Source organism: Pseudonocardia hispaniensis (assembly GCF_042658695.1).
GTDB classification, from domain to species: domain Bacteria; phylum Actinomycetota; class Actinomycetes; order Mycobacteriales; family Pseudonocardiaceae; genus Pseudonocardia; species Pseudonocardia hispaniensis.
Map to the genome: position 1 here is coordinate 1 of NZ_JBHSQW010000001.1, position 21,320 is coordinate 21,320.

General features: G+C 72.8%; 18 protein-coding genes and 1 pseudogene. 15 read left to right on the plus strand and 4 right to left on the minus strand.

Going from position 1 to position 21,320, the window contains the following annotated elements; translation table 11 throughout:
- Positions 1-122: 122 nt before the first annotated feature.
- Positions 123-1,760: an ABC-F family ATP-binding cassette domain-containing protein gene (locus ACFQE5_RS00005; RefSeq protein WP_379581311.1), complete on the minus strand. Its 1,638-nt coding sequence runs from the start codon at positions 1,758-1,760 to the stop codon at positions 123-125.
- Positions 1,761-1,976: 216 nt separating this feature from the next.
- Here ACFQE5_RS00005 and ACFQE5_RS00010 point away from each other — a divergent pair, with 216 nt between their 5' ends.
- The 3 genes from ACFQE5_RS00010 to ACFQE5_RS00020 all read left to right on the plus strand — a co-directional run bounded on the left by ACFQE5_RS00010 (position 1,977) and on the right by ACFQE5_RS00020 (position 5,007).
- Positions 1,977-2,693: a PIG-L deacetylase family protein gene (locus ACFQE5_RS00010; protein WP_379581313.1), complete on the plus strand. Its 717-nt coding sequence runs from the start codon at positions 1,977-1,979 to the stop codon at positions 2,691-2,693.
- 88 nt (positions 2,694-2,781) lie between these two features.
- Positions 2,782-4,443 carry a 2-succinyl-5-enolpyruvyl-6-hydroxy-3-cyclohexene-1-carboxylic-acid synthase gene (gene menD / locus ACFQE5_RS00015; protein ID WP_379581315.1) on the plus strand — a complete coding sequence of 554 codons (1,662 nt, stop codon included), beginning with the start codon at positions 2,782-2,784 and terminating at the stop codon, positions 4,441-4,443.
- An 84-nt stretch (positions 4,444-4,527) separates the two neighbouring features.
- Positions 4,528-5,007 (plus strand): hypothetical protein, encoded by a 480-nt coding sequence (locus tag ACFQE5_RS00020; protein ID WP_379581317.1) that lies wholly within the window; start codon positions 4,528-4,530, stop codon positions 5,005-5,007.
- Between the two features lie 34 nt (positions 5,008-5,041).
- On the opposite strand, the gene ACFQE5_RS00025 is transcribed toward ACFQE5_RS00020, so the two are convergent.
- Positions 5,042-6,286 (minus strand): isochorismate synthase, encoded by a 1,245-nt coding sequence (locus ACFQE5_RS00025; protein WP_379581319.1) that lies wholly within the window; start codon positions 6,284-6,286, stop codon positions 5,042-5,044.
- An 83-nt stretch (positions 6,287-6,369) separates the two neighbouring features.
- On the opposite strand from ACFQE5_RS00025, the gene ACFQE5_RS00030 reads away from it, so the two are divergent.
- Positions 6,370-6,888 (plus strand): hypothetical protein, encoded by a 519-nt coding sequence (locus ACFQE5_RS00030; RefSeq protein ID WP_379581321.1) that lies wholly within the window; start codon positions 6,370-6,372, stop codon positions 6,886-6,888.
- On the opposite strand, the gene ACFQE5_RS00035 is transcribed toward ACFQE5_RS00030, so the two are convergent.
- Positions 6,852-7,793: a DMT family transporter gene (locus tag ACFQE5_RS00035; RefSeq protein WP_379581786.1), complete on the minus strand. Its 942-nt coding sequence runs from the start codon at positions 7,791-7,793 to the stop codon at positions 6,852-6,854. The two genes, ACFQE5_RS00030 and ACFQE5_RS00035, sit on opposite strands and share 37 nt — an antisense overlap.
- A 48-nt stretch (positions 7,794-7,841) precedes the next feature.
- Complete coding sequence (locus ACFQE5_RS00040; protein WP_379581788.1) at positions 7,842-8,651, minus strand: inositol monophosphatase family protein; 810 nt, start codon at positions 8,649-8,651, stop codon at positions 7,842-7,844.
- 238 nt (positions 8,652-8,889) lie between these two features.
- Between ACFQE5_RS00040 and ACFQE5_RS00045 the strand changes: the two genes are divergently transcribed.
- From ACFQE5_RS00045 to ACFQE5_RS00095, 11 genes and pseudogenes are all read left to right on the plus strand, one after another.
- Positions 8,890-10,041, plus strand: a complete 1,152-nt coding sequence (locus tag ACFQE5_RS00045; protein ID WP_379581323.1) for a glycosyltransferase family 4 protein — start codon at positions 8,890-8,892, stop codon at positions 10,039-10,041.
- Positions 10,038-11,146 (plus strand): annotated as a pseudogene (locus ACFQE5_RS00050) (glycosyltransferase). Before ACFQE5_RS00045 ends, ACFQE5_RS00050 begins: the two are co-directional and overlap by 4 nt.
- Positions 11,147-11,321: 175 nt before the next feature.
- Positions 11,322-12,011 (plus strand): demethylmenaquinone methyltransferase, encoded by a 690-nt coding sequence (locus ACFQE5_RS00055; RefSeq protein ID WP_379581325.1) that lies wholly within the window; start codon positions 11,322-11,324, stop codon positions 12,009-12,011.
- Between the two features lie 122 nt (positions 12,012-12,133).
- The gene (locus ACFQE5_RS00060; RefSeq protein WP_379581327.1) at positions 12,134-13,450 is read left to right on the plus strand and encodes a geranylgeranyl reductase family protein; all 1,317 of its coding nucleotides are present in this window, start codon (positions 12,134-12,136) and stop codon (positions 13,448-13,450) included.
- Between the two features lie 101 nt (positions 13,451-13,551).
- Positions 13,552-13,917, plus strand: a complete 366-nt coding sequence (locus ACFQE5_RS00065) for an NADH-quinone oxidoreductase subunit A (RefSeq protein ID WP_379581329.1) — start codon at positions 13,552-13,554, stop codon at positions 13,915-13,917.
- A gap of 12 nt (positions 13,918-13,929) precedes the next feature.
- The gene (locus tag ACFQE5_RS00070) at positions 13,930-14,499 is read left to right on the plus strand and encodes a NuoB/complex I 20 kDa subunit family protein (protein ID WP_379581332.1); all 570 of its coding nucleotides are present in this window, start codon (positions 13,930-13,932) and stop codon (positions 14,497-14,499) included.
- Entirely contained in the window at positions 14,500-15,264 is a 765-nt protein-coding gene (locus tag ACFQE5_RS00075) for an NADH-quinone oxidoreductase subunit C (RefSeq protein WP_379581335.1), read from the plus strand. It begins immediately after the preceding gene.
- Positions 15,261-16,580: an NADH-quinone oxidoreductase subunit D gene (locus ACFQE5_RS00080; protein WP_379581337.1), complete on the plus strand. Its 1,320-nt coding sequence runs from the start codon at positions 15,261-15,263 to the stop codon at positions 16,578-16,580. Before ACFQE5_RS00075 ends, ACFQE5_RS00080 begins: the two co-directional genes overlap by 4 nt.
- Entirely contained in the window at positions 16,577-17,380 is an 804-nt protein-coding gene (gene nuoE / locus ACFQE5_RS00085) for an NADH-quinone oxidoreductase subunit NuoE (RefSeq protein ID WP_379581339.1), read from the plus strand. Before ACFQE5_RS00080 ends, nuoE begins: the two co-directional genes overlap by 4 nt.
- 4 nt (positions 17,381-17,384) lie before the next feature.
- Positions 17,385-18,713 (plus strand): NADH-quinone oxidoreductase subunit NuoF, encoded by a 1,329-nt coding sequence (gene nuoF / locus ACFQE5_RS00090; RefSeq protein ID WP_379581341.1) that lies wholly within the window; start codon positions 17,385-17,387, stop codon positions 18,711-18,713.
- A gap of 34 nt (positions 18,714-18,747) precedes the next feature.
- The gene (locus ACFQE5_RS00095; RefSeq protein WP_379581343.1) at positions 18,748-21,312 is read left to right on the plus strand and encodes an NADH-quinone oxidoreductase subunit G; all 2,565 of its coding nucleotides are present in this window, start codon (positions 18,748-18,750) and stop codon (positions 21,310-21,312) included.
- The last annotated feature ends 8 nt before the right edge of the window (positions 21,313-21,320 follow it).

A 21,320-nucleotide genomic window follows, 5' to 3' on the forward strand; every position in this document is an offset into this window, starting at 1 on the left:
CCGGCAACAACGGCTCCAGACGCGCCCACTCGGCGTCGGTCAGATCGTGACGATCCAGCACCACACCTGCCTACCGCATCCGACACCCAAGATCCACGGGACACGCTCTAGGGTCGCGTGGTTCAGGTCTCGGTGAGCCTGCCCGCGGTCACCACCCAGTGCCGGGTGGCCCGGACGGTGTCGAGCATCCGGCGGTCGTGGGTGACGAGCAGCACGGTCCCGGGGAAGCTGTCCAGTGCCTGCTCGAGCTGTTCGATCGCCGGAAGGTCGAGGTGATTCGTCGGCTCGTCCAGGACGAGCAGGTTGACCTCGCGCGCCTGCAGCAGCGCCAGCGCGGCCCGGGTCCGCTCGCCCGGTGACAGCGACGCTCCTGGTCGTCGGACGTGTGCGGCGGTCAGGCCGAACTTGGCCAGCAGGGTTCGCACCTGCGACTCCGGCCAGTCCGGTACCGCCTCGCCGAACGCGCGGGCCAACGGCACATCGTCGAGGTACAGCCGCCGTGCCTGGTCGATCTCGCCGACCCGCACCCCGGCTCCCAGCCCGGCGCTGCCCTGGTCGACCGGGATACGCCCGAGCAGGGCGCCGAGCAGCGTCGATTTGCCCGCGCCGTTCGCCCCGGTGATGACGACGCGGTCGGCCCAGTCGACCTGCGCGGTGATCGGGCCGAGGGTGAACTCGCCGCGGCGTACCACCGCCGCGTTCAGGCCGGCGGCGACGGTTCCGGAGCGCGGCGCCGCGGCAATGGTCATCCGCAGTTCCCATTCCTTGCGCGGCTCCTCGACGACCGCGAGCCGCTCGATCATCCGCTGCGTCTGGCGGGCCTTGGCGGCTTGCTTCTCGCTGGTCTCGGCGCGTGTCCTGCGGCTGATCTTGTCGTTGTCGGTGGCCTTCCGGCGGGCGTTGCGGACGCCGTGGCTCATCCAGTTGCGCTGCATGACTGCGCGTTTGCGGAGGCTGTCGAGCGTGTCGGCGTACTCCTCGTAGGCCTCGCGCGCGTGCCTGCGCGCGATCTCGCGCTCTGCGCGGTAGCTGTCGTAGCCGCCGTCATAGACACCGACCTGCTGCTGGGCCAGATCCAGCTCGACGACCCGGTTCACCGTGCGGGCCAGGAACTCGCGGTCGTGGCTGACGATCATCGCAGGCGACCGCAGGCCCTGCACGAAGCGCTCGAGCCGGGTGAGGCCGTCGAGGTCGAGGTCGTTGGTGGGCTCGTCGAGCAGCAGCACGTCGTAGCGGGACAGCAGCAGGGCGGCCAACCCCGCCCGGGCGGCCTGGCCGCCGGACAGGGCCATCATCGGGGTGGCCAGGTCGACTCCGAGACCCACCTCGGCAGCCACCTCGTCGGCCCGCTCCTCGAAGTCGGCGCCACCGAGGGCGAGCCAGCGGTCGAGCGCGGCGGCATAGGCGTCGTCGGCCCCGGCGAGACCCGCTGCGAGAGCGGTCGCGGACTTGTCCATCGTGGACTGTGCGGCGGCCACTCCGGTGCGCCGGGCGAGGAACTGCGCGACGCACTCGCCGGGACGCCGGTCGGGCTCCTGCGGCAGGTGCCCGACCGTGGCCGTGGGCGGGCTGACGGCGATCTCCCCGGCCTCCGGAACCAGCTCGCCCGCCAGCAGCCGAAGCAACGTGGACTTGCCGGCTCCGTTGGCTCCGACGAGGCCGACGATGTCGCCGGGGGCGACGACGAGATCGAATCCGGAGAACAGCACGCGTTCGCCGTGGCCCGCGGCGAGGTCGGTGGCCTGGAGGGTGGCGCTCATCTCGGTACAGACCCTAGAGGATCGACCAGATCGACCAGATCGACCAAGGCGAGCGAGGTCGTGGGTAGTGTCGGCATCAATTGCCGCTTGCTGCTCGCGCCCGTCCTCACAGTGCGCGGCGGAACCGATTGCCTCGTCCTGCCCGGGCGTGACGAACGGCAACCGAACCCGTCCGACGGTGACAGGGCGCGGGAAACGATCGGGAGGTCGCCCCGCATGCCCGAGCACTACGCCCCGATGCCCACCGACTGGACCCGCGCGCTCGCCGTCGTCGCCCATCCGGATGACCTGGAGTACGGCGGGTCGGGCGCGGTCGCACGCTGGACCGCCGAGGGGCGCAGCGTCGCCTACCTGCTGGCCACCCGTGGGGAGGCGGGCATCGATGCGATGCCGCCCGAGGAGTGCGGCCCGCTGCGAGAGGCGGAGCAGCGGGCCGCGGCCGCGGAGGTCGGGGTGTCGGTGGTGGAGTTCCTCGACCATCCCGATGGGTTGATCGAGTACGGCGTCCGGTTGCGTCGTGACATCGCCGAGGCGATCCGGCGGCACCGCCCGGAACTCGTGGTGACCAGCAACCACCGGGAGCACTGGCCGAGCGGCGGGCTGAACATGGCGGACCATCGCGCCGTCGGGCTCGCCGTGCTCGACGCCGTGCGCGACGCCGCCAACCGGTGGTTGTTCCCCGAGGTCGGTGAGCCCTGGAGTGGCGTCCGCTGGGTGGCGATCGCGGCGTCCCCACTGGCAGGCCACGCCGTGGATATCACCGCGACGTTCGATCGCGCGGTGGCCTCGCTGCGTGCGCACCGGGCCTATCTCGCCGGATTGAGTGGCGCGATGGCTGACCCCGAGGCGTTCCTGCGGCCGGCGGCTGAGGCCGTCGGCGCTCGGCTGGCTGGGGCCAAGCTGGGTGTGGCGTTCGAGCTGATTGAGCTGTGACCCTTCCGCCGCAGGTCACGAAGCCCCGTGAGTGCGTAACAGTGTTAGAACACTGTTACGCACTCACAGCGGGTTCTAGGCTGCGGGAGTGAACCCCTCGACCGTGCAGGCGACGGTGATCGTCGACGAGCTGGTGCGGACCGGTGTCACCGATGCGGTGCTGTGCCCCGGCTCGCGCAACGCCGCGCTCGCCTTTGCGCTGCACGCCGCCGACGCCGCCGGGCGGTTGCGGCTGCACGTGCGGATCGACGAGCGGACCGGGGGGTTCCTCGCGCTCGGCCTGGCCCTGCGCTCGGGACGACCGGTGCCGGTCTGCACGACGTCGGGCACCGCGGTGGCGAACCTGCATCCGGCGGTGCTGGAGGCGGCGCACGCCCACGTGCCGCTCATCGCGCTCACCGCCGACCGTCCGCCGCAGCTCATCGGGACCGGCGCCAGCCAGACGATCACGCAGCCCGGGATCTTCGGCGCCGCGGTCCGGCTCGCCGCGTCCGCCGCCATGCCGACCCGGTCCATCGGCGACCAGGCGCACTGGCGGTCGGTGGTCGACCGGGTCGTCGCGGCCGCCGCGGGTGCGTTCGGCGGCCCGCCCGGACCGGTGCATCTCAACGTGCCGTTCGCTGAACCGCTCGTGCCGGACGGCGCGCCGGAAGCCCTCGCGGGACGCGCCGACGGCGCCCCGTGGACGGCCGCGGCCCCGGGGCGGCGCAGCGCGCCCGTGCTCCCGCTCGACCCGGCCGCCGCCACGCTGGTGGTGGCCGGGCACGGCGCGCCCCCCGGGCTCGACCTCGGCGGCGCCCCGGTGATCGCTGAGCCGTCCTCGGGCTACTGGGCCGAGGGGTTGCGCGCGGGCCCGTGGTTGCTCGGTGCGCCGGCCGCGGCCCCGCTGCGCCCGGCCCAGGTGGTCGTGCTCGGGCGCCCGACGCTGCACCGTTCGGTCCAGCGCCTGCTGGCCGACCCGACGGTCGAGGTGTTCGCGGTCGATGATCCGGCGGGCGCGCCGTGGACCGACGTCGCCGCCACCCTGCGCGCGACGGGCTCGTTGCCCGCGCTCCGCCCGCCCCGGGAGTGGACCGGTCGCTGGCACGCCGCCGACGCCGCCGCCGCGGCCGCCCTCGACACGCAGTTGGACGGCGCGACGGCGCCGGGTGGGCTGCGGCTGGCCCGGGCGCTGCTCGCGAGTCTGCCCGATGGTGCGGTGCTGGTGCTCGGTTCGTCGAACCCGATCCGCGACGTCGCGCTCGCCGCCGTCCCCCGCACCGGGGTCCGGCTGATGTCCAACCGTGGGGTGGCCGGCATCGACGGCGTCGTGTCGACGGCCGTCGGCGTCGCGCTCGCCGGCCGCGGCCGGGCCTACGCGCTGCTCGGCGACCTCACGCTGCTGCACGACACGACGGGGCTGGTCATCGGGCCCGACGAACCCCGCCCGGACCTCACCCTGGTCGTGCTGAACGACCGCGGTGGGGGCATCTTCAGCCTGCTGGAACAGGGTGCGCCTGAGCACGCCGGCGCCTTCGAGCGGGTCTTCGGCACCCCGCATCCGGTCGATCTCGCGGCCTTCTGCGCCGCGCTGGGCGTCGCTCATACCCACGTCGAGGACCTCGCGGGCCTGCCCGCCGCGGTGGCGCCGGGGCCCGGTCTGCGGATGGTCGAGGTCCGGGCCGACCGGGCCGTCCTGCGGTCAGGACACGCCGCGTTGCGGGCGGCGGTCAACACCGCGGTCGGTCGCGTCGTCGCCGAGGCGGCCTGAGCGAGGGTGGCCACGCCGGGTCCGATAGAGAGGAGTATTTTCCGGTCAATCAGGGTCCGGGAGAGTCGGGACGAGAGGTGCGCGGTGGGAGTTCCGGCCGGGAGCACGCGGGTCGTGCTGCCGTTCGCGCTGATCGGCACCGCGTGCGTGGTCGCGGGCGGTCTGCTGGCCGCGGTGACCGCCTCGGCGCCGTCTCAGCAGGCCTCGTGGGCGTCGGCCTACCTGGTGCTGGTCGGCGGTGTCGCCCAGATCGGGCTGGGCGCCGGTCAGGCGATATTCGCCCCGCGGACCTCGGCGCGGTTCCTGACGGCGCAGGTCATCGGCTGGAACGGGGGCAACGCCGCGGTGCTGCTGGGGACGCTGCTCGGTGTCCTCCCGCTGGTCGACGTCGGCGGCGTCCTGCTGGTGGTGGCCTTGGCCCTGTTCGTGCACCGGGTGCGGGCCGACGCCGTGCCGCGAGCGGCCGGGCTGAACCGATGGCTGCTGCGCGGCTACCGGTTGCTGGTGCTGATCGTGCTGGTGAGCATCCCCATCGGGCTGGTGCTCGCCCGGCTGCGGTCCTGACCGGGCCGCGTGCGGCACGCTGCCGGCGAGCCGATCAGGCCGGGCCGGCCGCCTCCAGCGCTTCGCGCACCGCGAGGAGCTTGGCGGCGGCCTCCCGGACCTCGGTGTCCGGGTCGGAGTCGGCGACGATGCCGCACCCGGCGAACAACCGGGCGGTACAGCCGTCGAGCTGGGCGCAGCGCAGCGCGATACCGAACTCGCCGTCACCGGTGGCGTCGACCCAGCCGACCGGCCCGGCGTAGCGGCCCCGGTCCATGCCCTCCAGCTCGGCGATGAGCGCCAGGGCCCGGTCGCGGGGGGTCCCGCCGACGGCGGCGGTCGGGTGCACCGCCTCGGCCAGCCGCAGCAGCGTGGCAGGGGAGCGCGGGTCGAGCCGGCCGGTGACGTCACTGGCCAGGTGGGAGACGTTGGGCAGGGTGAGGGTCGAGGGCACCTTCGGCGCGACCAGGTCGATGCAGTGCGGGCGCAACGCGTCGGTCAGCGAGTCCACGGCGAGGGCGTGCTCCCACCGATCCTTGGCGGAGGTGAGCAGAGCGCCGTCGAGATCGGCGTCCTCCCCGGGCCAGATCGTGCCGGCCAGCACCCGCGAGGACACGACGTCGCCCGTCCGGCGCAACAGCAGTTCCGGTGTCGCGCCGACCAGGCCGTCGACGGCGAACGCCCAGCAGGTCGGATACCGTCGGGCCAGCCCGCCCAGCAGGAACCGGGCATCGAGTGGCTGCTCGCCGACGGCCAGCAGGTCGTGCGCCAGCGCGGCCTTCTCCAACTCGCCCGCGCGCATCCGGCGCACGGCCTCGGCGACCGCGCCGCGGTAGCGGTCGACCGGCAGCAGCCCGTCGCCGTAGCGCAGGGTGCCGCTCGCCCGCACCGGGACGACCGAACGCACCGGGGGTGTCGCGCCCCCCGTGCCGAACTCGGTGATCCACGCCTGTCCGCCGCGGCGTCCGACGACGATCCTGGGCACCACCAGCACCGACCCGAGCGAGAGGTCGCTGAAGGTGAAGCTCGCGAAGGCGACCGCCCCGGTCCCGGGCCGGCGTACCTCGTCCTGCACCTCGAGCCGGTCGGTGAAGGTGCGCCACCATGCGTCGGCGGCGGCGAACCGCTGCGGCCCCGCGGCGGTGAAGCGGGCGACCTCGCCCCACCCCACGAGACCGTCGGATCCGCGGACCCACGAGAGCGGGCCGCGGTCGTCGGGGAGCAGGTCGAGCAGCCGGCCCGGGTCCTCCACCGTGCGCGTCCGCACGCGCAGCCCAGCCGGCAGCGGGGCGATGGTCACGATTCCGAGGGTAGGGAACCCGCTGGAGGCGCGCGCGTTCACCCCGGTCGGTGCTGGTCACACCCTCGCTAGACTCACCCGCCGTGACCAGCAGCGCCGGTGAGCTGATCGACGAACTCGCAGGGTCGGCCCGGACCGCCCTGCGGGTCCTGCGCTACCGGCTCCCTGAGCTTGTCGTCGGCCTCGGGGTGCTGATCACGGCGCTCGCCGCGCTGGCGCTGGCCGGTTCCGCGCTCGACGACCGTTCGATCGACGCCCACCGCGCGGTCACCACGGCGGAGGTGCTGGAGGGGTCGAGCTTCGGCCGGACCCTCGTGCGGTTCACGTTGCCGAACGGGCAGGCCGTGGTACCCGAGCGCGGGGTGCTGCACCCGCGCGGAGTGCCGGTGGGGGGCTCGATCCTCGTCGAGTACGACGCGGCCAAACCGGACCTGGTCCGGGTCGCGGGCCGCAGCACCCTCGACGGCCTGGGAACGACCGGCGCGGGCTTGCTGGGGGTCTGGGCGGTGCTGGGGACGACGGCGGTGTGGCTGCGCCGCCGCCGAGCCGAACGCGAGCGGTTCGCTCAGCGCGACGGCTCGGACGCCGGTTCAGCCGACTGAGCGCCCCGGCCCGCGGCCAGCGCCACCCCGAGGACGGTGACCGCCATCCCGGTGAGCTCGACCCAGCCCAGTCGCTCGCCGAACAGCCCGAAGGCCATCAGCGCGGTGATCCCGGGGACCAGATAGAAGTAGCTGGTGACCTGGGTTGCCGCGCCCCGGCGCAGCATGAGGAACAGCAGTGAGATCCCGCCGCCGGTGAGCACCAGGATCGACCAGGCGAGCGCCCCGGCCAACTGGGGAGTCCACGTCACCCGGAATGACTCGAACGCGACGACGAACGGCGCGGTCACCGCGATCGACGCGGTGAACTGCACGACCTGGCCGGTACGCAGGTCGAACTCCGGGCAGAACCGCTTCTGGTACAGCGTCCCGGCGGTGATCGCGACGAGTGCCAGCGTGGTCAGCCCGACGGTGAGCACCGACAGCCCGCTGGTGGTCAGCTTGGCCGAGACGACGAGCGCCACGCCGAGAAACCCGAGCACCAGACCGATCACCCGGCGCGCGCCCAGCCGCTCGCCGAGCAGCCACCCGACGACGGCCGTGAGCACCGGTTGCAGGTTCACCACCAGGGCCGCCACGCCGGCGGGCATCCCGGCCGCGATCGCCGCCCACACCCCGCCGAGATAACCGGCCTGGATCCCGATGCCGGCGATCGCCAGATGCCCGGCCTGGCGCCACCCGGGCCAGGTGGCGCGCGCGAGCAGCGCGAGGGCGCCCATCAGGACGACCACGCCCGCGTAGCGCAGCAGCAGGAAACTCAGCGGCTCGGCGTAGGGGGCGGCGACCTTCGCGACGACGAAGCCGGACGCCCAGATGAGGACGAACAGGAACGGCGTTGCCCGGACGGCGACGGTGCCGCGGCCGGGTGCCGTGGATCTGGTGGGGGTCGTCGAGGCCGTGGCGATGGGTCGACCGTAGGCGAGCGACGGCCGGGTCCGCGAGGGCGGGTCCGCTCAGCCGGCGGCCCACCACCCGTGCACCCGCTGCGCCACTCCGGGCGCGGCAACCAGCAGCCCGCCTGCGGGCAGCGGGTCGGGCCTGCCGTCGCGGCCGACGACGACCGCGCCCGCCTCCAGGGCGAGCCCGAGGGCGCCGGCGACGTCCCATTCGTGGTAGCTGTCCAGCACCGTCGCGACGGCGTGGCCGAGGGCAACCTGGGTGATGGCCAGCGCGGCCGACCCGAGAACCCGCACCCCGGCGTGCGCGGCGCCGGCCCGGCGCAGCAGCCCCGCGGTCGCAGGCTCCAGGCACAGCAGCCCACCCGAGGGCGAGGTGCGCGGCGGGACCCGCAGCGTCACGCCGTCGGCCCGGGCCCCGTGCCCGCGGGCGGCCGCGTAGAGCCTGCCCCGGGCCGGATCGGCGACCACGCCGACCACCGGCCCGTGCGGGTCGACCAGAGCCAGGCTGTAGGCGCACCAGGGAAAGCCCGCGACGTAGTTGGCGGTGCCGTCGACGGGGTCGACGACCCAGCGGTACTCGGCGTCGGCGGCGCCGTCGTCCGCGCCGTACTCCTCACCGACCACGGGAATCCCGGGGAACTCCGCGGCCAGGATCCGGCGAGAGTGCCGCTCCAGGGTGCGGTCGGTGTCGGTCACCCAGTCGAACGGGTTCGCCTTGGAGGTGCTCCCGGGCGGCGCCGCACCGGCCCACCGGTCCCGGCCCGACGTCGCCGTGATCACCTCGGTGGCGTCGGAGGCCAGCCGGCTCGCAACATCCAGGGCGCGGGTCACCAACCGTGGGTCCACCGGTGGCGCCGGAGGCATCCGGGATGCGGCGGCATCCGTCGTGGGACTCGAACGAGGCAGGACCGTCATGGCGCCCACCGTCGGTGCACCGCGTGTCCCGGGTAGGACCCGCGGGTGACGGGCGGTGGAGCACCGGGAGACAACTGCGGTCGAGACCCCGCCATCGGGTGGGCGTGCGGAGTTGTTGGGTTCGTGTTTCGTCGGGCGTCGATCGGCTGTCGGTTCCTCGGACCGTGGTTGCGGCACGGTCGGCGATGTGCGCGTGGCGATCGTGTCCGAGTGCTTCCTGCCCGTCGTCAACGGGGTGACCAACTCGGTGCTGCAGGTGCTCACACATCTCACCGCGGCCGGGCACCAGGTGCTGATCATCGCCCCCGGCACGGAGGAGGCAACCTCGTACAACGGGGTTCCGGTGGTCCGGGTGCCCGCGTTCGACCTACCCGTGGTCAACTCGATGCCGGTCGGGGTGCCGACCCGGCGGGTGCTCACCGCGCTGCGCCGCTTCGTCCCCGATGTGGTGCATCTCGCGGCGCCGTTCGTCGTCGGCGCTCGCGGGCTCGCCGCCGCGCGCCGCCTCGGCGTCCCCACGGTCGCGGTGTACCAGACCGATGTCGCCGGGTTCGCCGCGTCCTACGGCCTCGGGCTGACGGCGCGCGCGGCGTGGCGCTGGACGTGCCGGCTGCACTGCCATGCCCACCGCACGCTCGCTCCGTCGAGCTGGGCGGCCGACGCGTTGCGGGCGCGGGGGGTGCCGAGGGTGTACCAGTGGGCGCGCGGGGTCGACACCCGGCGGTTCACCCCGGCGCGCCGCTCGGCGCGGCTGCGTGCCGAGCTCGCTCCCGGTGGGGAGGTGCTCGTCGGGTATGTCGGCAGGCTGGCACCGGAGAAGCAGGTCGAGCGGCTGGCCGCGCTGGCCGGGATGCCGGGGATCCGGATGGTCGTGGTGGGGGCGGGGCCGAGTCAGCAGCGGCTGCGCACGCTGCTGCCCGGTGCGACGTTCCTCGGTTTCCGCGGCGGGGACGAACTGGCCGAGATCTATGCTTCGCTCGACGTGTTCGTGCACACCGGGCCCTCGGAGACGTTCTGTCAGGCCGTGCAGGAGGCGCTGGCGTCGGGGCTACCGGTGGTCGCCCCGGATGCGGGCGGACCCCGGGACCTGGTGCTGCCCGGCCGCACCGGCTGGTTGGTGCCGCCCCGGCCCGACGGCGCCGAGCCCGGCGATCCCACGGCCGAGGCCGCCGACGCGGCGCTGCGCGCGGCGGTGGCGAGCCTGCGCGATCCGGCGCGGCGGGCCCGGTTCGGCGCGGCCGCGCGCCGGTCGGTGCTGCACCGCACCTGGTCCACCGTGTGCGATGAGCTCCTCGGCCACTACGCCGAGGTGATCGGTGCGGCGAGCCGTGCGGCATGAGAATCGTCCAGCTGGCCAACTTCTACGGCCCGCGTTCGGGTGGACTGCGCACCGCGCTGCACCACCTCGGTGCGGGCTACGCCGGACGTGGCCACGAGGTCGTGCTGGTCGTGCCGGGGCCCCGGGCGGCCGACGAACTGCTGCCCAGCGGTGTGCGGCGGGTGACCGTCCCGGCGCCGCTGCTGCCCGGCGCCGGCGGGTACCGCGTGGTCGATCCGTGGCGCGTGCGGCGGCTGCTGACGCGGCTGCGCCCGGACTCGATCGAGGTGTCCGACCGGTTCACCCTGCGCGGGCTGGGGAGGTGGGCGCGCCGGCGCGGGATACCGAGCGTGGTGATCTCCCATGAGCGGCTCGACCGGCTGCTGGCGCAGTTCCTGCTGCCCGCGCGGCGGCGCACCGCGTGGCCGACCTCGCGAACGCCCGGATGGCGGCGGCCTACGACACGGTCGTGTGCACCACCGCGTTCGCCCGCGCGGAGTTCGACCGGGTCGGCGCGGCCAACGTGCGCCAGGTGCCGCTCGGGGTCGACCTCGCGACGTTCGCTCCCGCGCGCCGCGACCTCGGCCTGCGTTCGCAGCTCGCCCGCGGCGCGGACGCGCTGTTGCTGCACTGCGGACGGCTCTCTGCGGAGAAGCACCCGGAACGCAGCATCGACACCGTGGCCGCGCTGCGGGCGTCCGGGGCGCGGATCCGGCTGGTGGTGGTCGGTGACGGCCCGCGGCGGGCGGCGCTGGAGCGCCGCGCGGCCGGGTTGCCGGTGACCTTCGTCGACTTCGTGCCGGACCGGGCCCGGCTCGCGACGCTGCTGGCCTCGGCGGACGTCTCACTGGCGCCGGGGCCGCACGAGACCTTCGGGTTGGCCGCGCTGGAGGCGCTGGCCAGCGGGACGCCGGTGGTGGTGTCGGCGTCCTCGGCGCTGCCCGAGATCGTGGGGGAGCGGGGCGGTGCCAGCGCTGCCGACGACCCCGCCGCGTTCGCCGCCGGGGTCCTCGGGCTGCTGTCCGGGGACCGAGCCGCGCACAGCGCCGCGGCGCGCAGGCGGGCCGAGCAGTTCAGCTGGTCCGCCTCGGTGGACCGGATGCTGGCCGTCCTGTCCCGGGCCTGACGCGCCTGCTGCCGCGGCGGCCGGGTCGAGCGGTAGTCCGTTGTCCTGCCGGCCCGCCCGGCTTTCGACCGGTGCCATCGGGGGCCGGCGGCGGTGCGCGTAGCGTTTCGGCCGGGTGGCGGGTCGCCGCGGGGCAGCGAGCCCGTCCGCCCCGACGACGAGTACGAGGAGACCAGTGAGCCGGGCCGATCTCGACAAGCATCCCGACGACGTCGCCGCGATGTTCGACGGCGTCGCGCGGCGTTACGACCTCACCAACACGGTGCTCACCGGCGGCCAGGACCGGCGCTGGCGGGCGCTGACCCGCAAGGCGCTGCGGCTGCGTCCCGGCGAGCGGGTGCTCGACCTGGCCGCGGGCACCGCGGTTTCGACGGTCGAGCTGGCCCGTTCCGGCGCCTGGTGCGTCGCGGCCGACTTCTCGCTGGGGATGTTGCGGGCCGGAGCGCGCCGCGAGGTCCCGAAGGTCGCGGCCGATGCGCTGCGCCTGCCGTTCCGGGACGGCGTCTTCGACGCGGTGACGATCGCGTTCGGCCTGCGCAACGTCGCCGACCCGGATCTGGCGCTGGCCGAGCTCGCCAGGGTCACCCGGCCCGGGGGGCGGCTCGTGATCTGTGAGTTCGGAACGCCGACCTGGGCCCCGTTCCGCGCCGTCTACCACGATGTGGTGCTCGGTCACCTGCTGCCCGCGGTCGCGCGGTGGGTCTCGTCCAACCCGCAGGCCTACACCTACCTATCCGACTCGATCCGGGACTGGCCCACGCAGCCGGAGCTCGCGGAGCGGATCGCGAAGGCCGGTTGGGTCGATGTCGCCTGGCGCAACCTCACGGGTGGCGCCGTCGCGCTGCACCGCGCCCATCGGCCCTGATCGACCGGTTCCGCACCGATTCCGTGCCGGATGTCACCTCGATCCGCCTACCGGGCGCGCACGGGTGGGACGCGCGTCCTAGACTCGGTGCCGACTTCGTGAATCTGTTCACAAGGAGCCGAATGGCCGCGCCCGAACCCACCAGCGGCTCCGGGACCCGACGCCCGGATGCCGACGCGGATGTCATCGTCGTCGGGGCGGGCCCTGCGGGCTCGACCGCCGCGACGTATCTCGCCCGTGCGGGACTCGACGTCCTGCTGCTCGAGAAGACGCGATTCCCGCGCCCCAAGGTCTGCGGCGACGGGTTCACCCCGCGCGGCATGAAGCAGATCATCGACCTCGGCATCGACTGCTCCGAGCAGAACGGCTGGCTGCACAACCGGGGCCTTCGGGTGCTCGGTGGCGGGGTGAGCCTCGAGCTGGAGTGGCCGACCTTGGCGAGCTTCCCCGACTACGGGGCCGTGCGCCCGCGTCAGGACTTCGACGAGCTGCTGGCCCGCAACGCCGTGAAGGCGGGTGCGCGGCTGCACGAGGAGACCTCGATCACCGAGGCGGTGACCGACGAGCGGACCGGCCGGGTCACGGGCGTCGCCGGATACGTCGGCCGGGGCAAGGACCGCCGTCCGGTCAGCTTTCGTGCCCCGTTGACCCTGGCCTGTGACGGGGTGTCGGCGCGGGTGGCGCTGTCGCTGGGCATCGCCAAGCGTGACGACCGCCCGATGGGGGTCGCGGTGCGCCGCTACTACACCAGCCCGCGCACGAACGACGACTTCCTCGAGTCGCACCTGGAACTGTGGGACCGCTCCGACCCGGCGCACCCGAAGCTGCTGTCCGGCTACGGCTGGATCTTCGGGATGGGTGACGGCACGTCGAACGTCGGGCTCGGCATCCTGTCCACCAGCCGCGCGTTCGGCTCGACCGACTACCGCGCGCTGCTCAAGTCGTGGCTGGACGGGACGCCGCAGGAGTGGGGCTACCGCGACGAGAACGCGGTCGGTCCCGTCGGCGGCGCCGCGTTGCCGATGGGCTTCAACCGGACGCCGCATTACCGGCCGGGCGTGTTGCTCGTCGGTGACGCCGGCGGCACGGTGAACCCCTTCAACGGTGAGGGCATCGCCTACGCGATGGAGTCGGCCCAGATCGCGGCGCGGTGCGCGATCCAGGGGCTGGCTCGTTCGGGCGGCTCGCGGGAGGCGGCGCTGGCGGCCTATCCGGCGCAGCTGAGCCAGGCGCTGGGCGGCTATTACCGGATCGGTAACGTCTTCTCGCGGCTCATCGGCAATCCCACGATCATGCGCTTGGCCACTCGGCACGGCCTGCCGCGCAAGACCCTGATGGCGTTCCTGCTCAAGCTGCTGGCGAATCTGTACGACCCGAAGGAAGGAGACGTGAGCGACCGGGTCATCACCGCGATGACCCGGCTCGCACCGAGTGTGTAGTAAGGCTGTCCTGATCCCGCTGCGGCTGCTGCCCGCGCCTAGGGTCGGCCGCCGTATCGAATCCGAAGAACTGACCGCACTCACGACGAGGGTGTGCCCGAATGCTCGATCCATATCTCCCGCTGGTGCTGTTGTTCGCGCTGGCCGGCGCGTTCGCGCTGTTCTCCGTGACGGCGGCGCCCTATGTGGGGCCGCGTCGGTACAACCGCGCCAAGCTCGACTCCTACGAGTGCGGGATCGAGCCGTCGCCGCAGCCGGTTGTCGGCGCGGGCCGCATGCCGATCGCCTACTACCTGACGGCCATGCTGTTCATCCTCTTCGACATCGAGATGGTCTTCCTCTACCCGTTCGCGGTCAGCGCCGATCTGCTCGGGCTCTTCGGGTTGGTGGAGATCGTGCTGTTCATCGTCGTGGTCGGTTTCGCCTACATCTATGTATGGCGGCGCGGCGGCCTGGACTGGAATTAGAGGAGCGCGCGGATGGGCCTGGAAGAGCACCTGCCCAATGGCGTCCTGTTGACCAGCGTGGAAAAGCTGGTGAACTGGACCCGCAAGTCGTCGCTGTGGCCCGCCACCTTCGGGCTGGCGTGCTGCGCGATCGAGATGATGACGACCGGTGCGCCGCGGTACGACCTGGCGCGCTTCGGCATGGAGGTCTTTCGCGCCTCGCCGCGGCAGGCCGACCTGATGATCGTGGCGGGCCGGGTCAGCAACAAGATGGCCCCGGTCCTGCGCCAGATCTACGACCAGATGCCCGAGCCGAAGTGGGTGCTGGCGATGGGTGTCTGCGCCTCCTCGGGCGGGATGTTCAACAACTACGCGGTGGTCCAGGGCGTTGATCACGTGGTTCCGGTCGATATGTACCTGCCGGGTTGCCCACCGCGGCCGGAAATGCTGATGGACGCCATTCTCAAGATCCACGCCAAGATCATGGACGAGCCGCTCGGCGCGAAGCGGGCCGCGGCACTGGCGGCCAGCGGTCACAAGACCGAGCTCATCCCGTCCTCGATCAAGTACGCGCCGAAGAAGAAGACGGCGGGGATGAAGTAGATGAGCGAGCCAACCGATGGCGGCAACGGCCGGACCGCGCGGCCCGGCGAGATCGAGCGGATCTCGGGCAACGGCGAACTGACGCCCGAACACGGCACCCGCCTCGCCGGACCCGCCGGTCGTGCCCGCTCGGGCATGTTCGGCGTGCCTGACGGCGGGGACACGACCGGGTTCGGTGGGCTGCGGTTGCCCGCCTACTTCCCGGCCCCGGCCCAGCGGCCGTTCGGCGGCTGGTTCGACGACTTCGCCGACGACTTCGCCGACGCGCTCGACGAGCGCGGCATTCCGCGCGCCGCCGTCCAGCAGGTCACGGTCGACCGCGGCGAGATCACCTGTTACGTCGAGCGCGAGCGGATCCGCGACCTGTGCCGGACGCTGCGCGACGAGGAGACGCTGCGCTTCGAGCTGTGCTCGAGCGTGTCCGGTGTCGACTACGGCGTGGACGTGCCGCAGCGCCTGCACGTCGTCTACCACCTGCTGTCGATGACCTACCGGAGGCGGATCCGGCTCGAGGTCGCCGTCGACGTCGAGGACCCGCATGTGCCCAGCGTGGTCGAGGTGTATCCCACGGCCGACTGGCACGAGCGAGAGACATGGGACATGTTCGGGGTGATCTTCGACGGTCACCCGGCGCTGACCCGGATCCTCATGCCCGACGACTGGGACGGTCACCCCCAGCGCAAGGACTATCCGCTCGGCGGGATCCCCGTGGAGTACAAGGGCGCGGAGATCCCACCGCCCGACGAGAGGCGGGCCTACTCATGAGCAGCGATACGTACGACGCCTACGCCCCGGCCCGGGAGACCACCGAGGGCACGGTCTTCACCGTCACCGGTGGCGACTGGGACTCGCTGGTCGACTCCGAGCACGACGACCGGATCGTCATCAACATGGGTCCGCAGCACCCGTCGACGCACGGGGTGCTGCGGCTGGTGCTCGAGCTGGAGGGCGAGAGCGTCACCCAGGCCCGGTCGGTGATCGGCTACCTGCACACCGGTATCGAGAAGAACTGCGAGTACCGGACCTGGACCCAGGGCGTCACCTTCGTGACCCGGGCCGACTACCTGTCGCCGCTGTTCAACGAGGCCGCGTACTGCCTGGGCGTGGAGCGGCTGCTCGGCATCGAGGTACCCCGTCGCGCGCAGGTCGGCCGGGTGCTGCTGATGGAGATCAACCGGATCGGTTCGCATCTGGTGTGCATCGCCACCGGCGGCATGGAGCTGGGCGCGCTGACCGGTATGACCGCCGGCTTCCGGGAGCGCGAGGAGGTGCTCCACCTGCTGGAGTACCTGACCGGTCTGCGGATGAACCACGCGTTCATCCGGCCCGGTGGCCTCGCCCAGGACTTCCCGGAGGACTGGAAGGAGAAGGTCACCGACTTCGTCGCGCTGATGCGCAAGCGATTGCCGGACTATGACAACCTGCTCACCGGTCAGCCGATCTGGAAGCGGCGCCTCGAGGGCGTCGGCTACCTCCCGCTCGATGGCTGCCTCGCGCTCGGCGTGACCGGCCCGATCCTGCGCTCGGCGGGCCTGCCCTGGGACATGCGCAAGGTCGAGCCGTACCTGGGCTACGAGGAGTACGACTTCGAGGTCCCGACGGCGACCGAGGCGGACTGCTACGCCCGCTACCGGCTGCGGGTGGCCGAGATGCACGAGTCGCTCAAGATCATCGAGCAGGCCGTGGCGAAGATGGAGCCGGGCCCGGTGATGGTCGCCGACGGCAAGATCGCCTGGCCCGCGCAGCTGTCGATCGGCTCGGACGGCATGGGCAACACCCTCGAGCACGTTCGCAAGATCATGGGTCAGTCGATGGAGTCGCTGATCCACCACTTCAAGCTGGTCACCGAGGGGTTCCGGGTTCCGCCGGGCCAGGTCTACGCGGCGGTGGAGTCGCCGCGCGGCGAGCTGGGCTGCCACCTCGTCTCCGACGGTGGCACGCGGCCGGTCCGCGTCCATCTGCGCGATCCCAGCTTCGTCAACCTGCAGACCATGCCCGCGATGTGCGAGGGCGGCATGGTCGCCGACGTCATCGCCGCCGTCGCCAGCATCGACCCGGTCATGGGAGGTGTCGATCGATGACGTTGCCCGAGGGCACGCCGGAGACCAACAGCGCCGCGGCCGCGGCACCCGGCGAGCCGACCCGGAAGCCGGTCGCCGAGGCGGGTTCGCCCGGCTCACCGGTGTTCGACGAGCTGACCCGCCAGCGCACCAAGGAGATCATCTCCCGGTATCCGCAGCCGCGTTCGGCGCTGCTGCCCCTGCTGCACCTGGTGCAGTCGGTCCAGGGCCACGTCAGCCAGGACGGGATCCGCTACTGTGCCGAGGCGCTGGAGCTGAGCACCGCGGAGGTCGCGGCCGTCGTGACCTTCTACACGATGTACAAACGCAGCCCGTGCGGCCAGCACCTGGTGAGCGTGTGCACGAACACGCTCTGCGCGGCGCTCGGCGGCGACGCGATCTACCAGCGACTGTCGGAGCGGCTGGGGGTCGGTCACGAGGGGACGGCGGGCGAACCGGGCACGACCGGCTCCATCACCCTGGAACACGCCGAATGCCTCGCGGCCTGCGATCTGGGCCCGGTCGTCCAGGTCAACTACGAGTACTTCGACAACCAGACGACCGAGTCGGCGACCGAGCTGGTCGAGGCCCTGCAGCGGGGCGAGAAGCCGCACCCCACCCGGGGCGCCCCGTTGACCGACTTCAGGACCGCCGAGCTCGAGCTGGCCGGGTTCTACGGCGACCTGGAGCAGTCGGTGGAGGGGCCGTCGGCCGCGGAGGAGACACTGCGCGGCGTGCACCTGGCCGCCGAGTACGGCTGGGCCGCCCCACCACTGCCGGCCGAACCGCCGACCCTGCCGCCCCTGCCGGAGAAGAAGTGAGGTCATGACGACTCCCGATCCGCTCACCCCGGTCCTCACCCGGCGTTGGGGTCTCCCGCGCTCCTGGTCGCTGCAGACCTACGAGGAGCACGACGGGTACACGGCGCTGCGCGCAGCCCTCGCCGCACATCCCGACCAGGTCATCCAGCTCGTCAAGGACGCCGGGCTGCGCGGCCGCGGCGGCGCGGGCTTCCCGACGGGCATGAAGTGGTCGTTCATCCCGCAGGGCCCCGACGGCCCCGGTGCCAAGCCGAAGTACCTGGTGATCAACGCCGACGAGGGCGAGCCGGGTACCTGCAAGGACATCCCGACGATGATGGCCGACCCGCATTCGCTGATCGAGGGCTGCATCATCACCGGCTACGCGATCCGCGCGAACTTCTGCGCGATCTACGTGCGCGGCGAGGCGCTGCACTGCATCCGCCGGGTCCAGGGCGCGGTGAACGAGGCCTACGCCAAGGGTTATCTCGGCCGCAACATCCTCGGCTCCGGATACGACCTGGACATCGTGGTGCACGCCGGGGCGGGTGCCTACATCTGTGGCGAGGAGACCGCGCTGCTGGACTCGCTCGAGGGTCGTCGCGGTCAACCTCGGCTCAAACCTCCCTTCCCGGCCACGTCCGGGTTGTATGCCTCACCCACCGTGGTGAACAACGTCGAGACGATCGCGACGGTTCCCGCGATCGTCGCCGGCGGTTCGGACTGGTTCCGCGCGATGGGCACCGAACGCAGCCCGGGCCCGAAGATCTACTCGATCTCCGGGCACGTCGAGCGGCCCGGCCAGTACGAGGCCCCGCTGGGCATCACGCTGCGCCGGCTACTGGAGATGGCCGGTGGGATGAAGGACGGGGTCCCGCTGAAGTTCTGGACCCCGGGGGGATCGTCCACCCCGCTGTTCACCGCCGAGCACCTCGACGTTCCGCTGGACTTCGAGGGCGCGGCCGCGGCCGGCTCGATGCTGGGCACCACGGCGGTGATGGTCTTCAACGAGACCGTCTCGGTGCCGTGGGCGGTGATGAAGTGGACCGAGTTCTACAAGCACGAGTCCTGCGGCAAGTGCACCCCGTGCCGCGAGGGCACGTACTGGCTCGAGCACATCCTGCACCGGATGCTGGCCGGCCAGGGCACCCCGGAGGACGTGGACACGATGCTCGACGTCTGCGACAACATCCTGGGCCGCGCGTTCTGTGCCCTCGGCGACGGCGCGACCAGCCCGATCACCAGCGGAATCAAGTATTTCCGCCAGGAGTTCCTCGACCTGTGCGCCGCGCAACCGGGAGCGGACGCGGCGCGGCGGGGGACGCTGGCCGAGTTGACCGGAGTGTCCGTATGACCGCCGATGTACTCGTTCCCGCGGAGGCGGCGAGATGACACAGTCTCTCGAGAAGCCCGACGCCCGGCCGGTGCCCGAGGGACATGTCCGGCTGACGATCGACGGGATCGAGGTCGACGCCCCCAAGGGTGAGATCCTCATCCGCACCTGTGAGCGGCTCGGCATCATCGTCCCGCGATTCTGCGACCACCCGCTGCTGGACCCGGCGGGCGCCTGCCGCCAGTGCCTGGTCGAGGTGGAGATGGGCGGACGGCCCATGCCCAAGCCGCAGGCCAGCTGCACGATGACCGTCGCCGACGGGATGGTCGTCAAGACCCAGCACACCTCACCGGTGGCCGACAAGGCGCAGCACGGCGTCATGGAGCTGCTGCTGATCAACCACCCGCTGGACTGCCCCATCTGCGACAAGGGCGGCGAATGCCCGCTGCAGAACCAGGCGATGTCGAACGGGCGGGTGGACTCCCGCTTCGTCGACCCCAAGCGGACCTTCCCCAAGCCGCTGCCGATCTCCACCCAGGTCCTGCTCGACCGCGAGCGTTGCATCCTCTGCCAGCGCTGCACCCGCTTCTCCGAGCAGATCGCCGGTGACCCGTTCATCGACCTGCTCGAGCGCGGCGCGCAACAGCAGATCGGGGTGGCCCAGGACAAGCCGTTCCAGTCCTACTTCTCCGGCAACACCATCCAGATCTGCCCGGTCGGGGCCCTGACCAGCGCGGCCTACCGGTTCCGCGCCCGCCCGTTCGACCTGGTGTCCACCCCGGGGGTGTGCGAGCACTGCGCCTCGGGCTGCGCGCAGCGCAACGACACCCGGCGCGGCACCGTGATGCGCAGGCTCGCGGGTAACGACCCCGAGGTGAACGAGGAGTGGAACTGCGACAAGGGCCGCTTCGCGTTCCGCTACCTGACCTCGAAGGAGCGGATCGTCCGGCCGATGGTCCGCGGCGCCGACGGCAAGCTCGTCGAGACCTCCTGGACCGACGCGATGCGGGTCGCGGCGGAGGGGCTGCTCGCGGCCAGGTCCGCGGGTGGCATCGGGGTGCTGACCGGCGGGCGGCTCACCGTGGAGGACGCCTACGCCTACGCGAAGTTCGCCAGGGTCGCGGCGCACACCAATGACATCGACTTCCGGGCGCGCCCGCATTCGGCCGAGGAGCTCGACTTCCTCGCCGCGCACGTCGCCGGCACCGGGCCGGAGACCCTCGACTACGCCCGCCTCGAGGCCGCGCCCGCGGTGTTGTGCGTGGCGTTCGAGCCGGAGGAGGAGTCGCCGATCGTCTTCCTGCGGCTGCGCAAGGCGGCCCGCAAGCACGGCCAGAAGGTGTTCCACCTCGGCCAGTGGACGACGCCCGCGGTGCGGCGCACGGCCTCCTCGACCGGGGTCGCGGCGCCCGCGGCCCGCGACAACCTGATCCGCGCGGTCCCCGGGGCGGAGGCCGCGGTGCTCGCCGAGCTGGCCGAGACGGCGCCGCACGTCATCGAGGCGCTGTCCGGCGGCGTCGACGGGCCTGCCGCCGACCCGTCGCGCCGCGGCGTCATCCTCGTCGGTGAACGGGCCGCGGAGGTTCCCGGCCTGTACACGGCGGTGGCGGCCCTGGCGCAGCGCACGGGCGCGGCGCTCGGCTGGGTGCCGCGCCGCGCCGGAGACCGCGGCGCGCTCGAGGCCGGTGCGGTGCCGACGCTGCTGCCGGGCGGGCGTCCGGTCACCGACGCCGCCGCGCGGGCCGAGATCGAGCGGGTCTGGGGGCTGGCCCCGGGCACGATCCCGGCCGGCCCGGGGCGCGCCACCGACGACATCCTCGGCGCGGCCGCGATGGGCGACGTGGCGGCGCTCGTGGTCGGCGGGTTCGATCCCGACGACATGACCGATCCGGTCGCCGCGCGCAACGCGCTGCGCGAGGTCGGCTTCCTGGTCAGTCTCGAACTGCACGCCTCGGCCGTCACCGAGGTCGCCGACGTGGTGCTCCCGGTGGCGCCCGACGCGCAGCGCGCGGGCAGCTACCTGAACTGGGAGGGCCGCCGCCGCGAGTTCGGGGTGGCGCTGGACGCCAGCGGCGTGCTGCCCGACTGCCGGGTGCTCGACACGCTGGCCGTGGAGATGGACGTCGAGCGTGTCGACCCCGCTCGTGGGGTGGTCATCGGGCTGGGCACCCAGACTCCGGCCGCCGCGGCGAGCGAGCTCGCCGGGCTCGGCCGGTTCGCCCGGTCGCAGCGGCCCGGCCCGGCGGCGCAGCCGTTGCCGACCCGCAGGCCTGCCTACGGACAGGCGGTGCTCGCCACCTGGCGGCAGCTGGTGGACCTCAGCACCTTCGCGATCGACGAACCCGCGCTGGCCGGCACCGCCCGCCCCGGCTACGTGCGGGTCAACGCCGCGACCGCGGAACGGCTGGGGCTCACCGAGGGGCTGATGGCGACGGTGCGCACCGAGCGCGGTGCGATCACGCTGCCGGTCGGCATCGCCGATCTGCCCGATGGCGTTGTCTGGCTGCCGGCGAACTCCGCAGGTTCGCAGGTGCGGGTCACCCTCGGCGCCGGGCACGGTGATCTGGTGGGTGTCAGTGCCGGGACCGGCGCGGTGGACGGGAACGGAGAGACGGCATGAACGCGGCG

Excerpts from the sequence above, each read along its gene's own strand:
- ACFQE5_RS00005 (WP_379581311.1), bottom strand. The coding sequence starts at position 1,760 with ATGAGCGCCACCCTCCAGGCCACCGACCTCGCCGCGGGCCACGGCGAA.
- ACFQE5_RS00010 (WP_379581313.1), top strand. The coding sequence starts at position 1,977 with ATGCCCGAGCACTACGCCCCGATGCCCACCGACTGGACCCGCGCGCTC.
- ACFQE5_RS00040 (WP_379581788.1), bottom strand. The coding sequence starts at position 8,651 with ATGCCTCCGGCGCCACCGGTGGACCCACGGTTGGTGACCCGCGCCCTG.
- ACFQE5_RS00060 (WP_379581327.1), top strand. The coding sequence starts at position 12,134 with ATGGCCGCGCCCGAACCCACCAGCGGCTCCGGGACCCGACGCCCGGAT.
- ACFQE5_RS00065 (WP_379581329.1), top strand. The coding sequence starts at position 13,552 with ATGCTCGATCCATATCTCCCGCTGGTGCTGTTGTTCGCGCTGGCCGGC.
- ACFQE5_RS00070 (WP_379581332.1), top strand. The coding sequence starts at position 13,930 with ATGGGCCTGGAAGAGCACCTGCCCAATGGCGTCCTGTTGACCAGCGTG.
- ACFQE5_RS00075 (WP_379581335.1), top strand. The coding sequence starts at position 14,500 with ATGAGCGAGCCAACCGATGGCGGCAACGGCCGGACCGCGCGGCCCGGC.
- ACFQE5_RS00080 (WP_379581337.1), top strand. The coding sequence starts at position 15,261 with ATGAGCAGCGATACGTACGACGCCTACGCCCCGGCCCGGGAGACCACC.
- nuoE (WP_379581339.1), top strand. The coding sequence starts at position 16,577 with ATGACGTTGCCCGAGGGCACGCCGGAGACCAACAGCGCCGCGGCCGCG.
- nuoF (WP_379581341.1), top strand. The coding sequence starts at position 17,385 with ATGACGACTCCCGATCCGCTCACCCCGGTCCTCACCCGGCGTTGGGGT.
- ACFQE5_RS00095 (WP_379581343.1), top strand. The coding sequence starts at position 18,748 with ATGACACAGTCTCTCGAGAAGCCCGACGCCCGGCCGGTGCCCGAGGGA.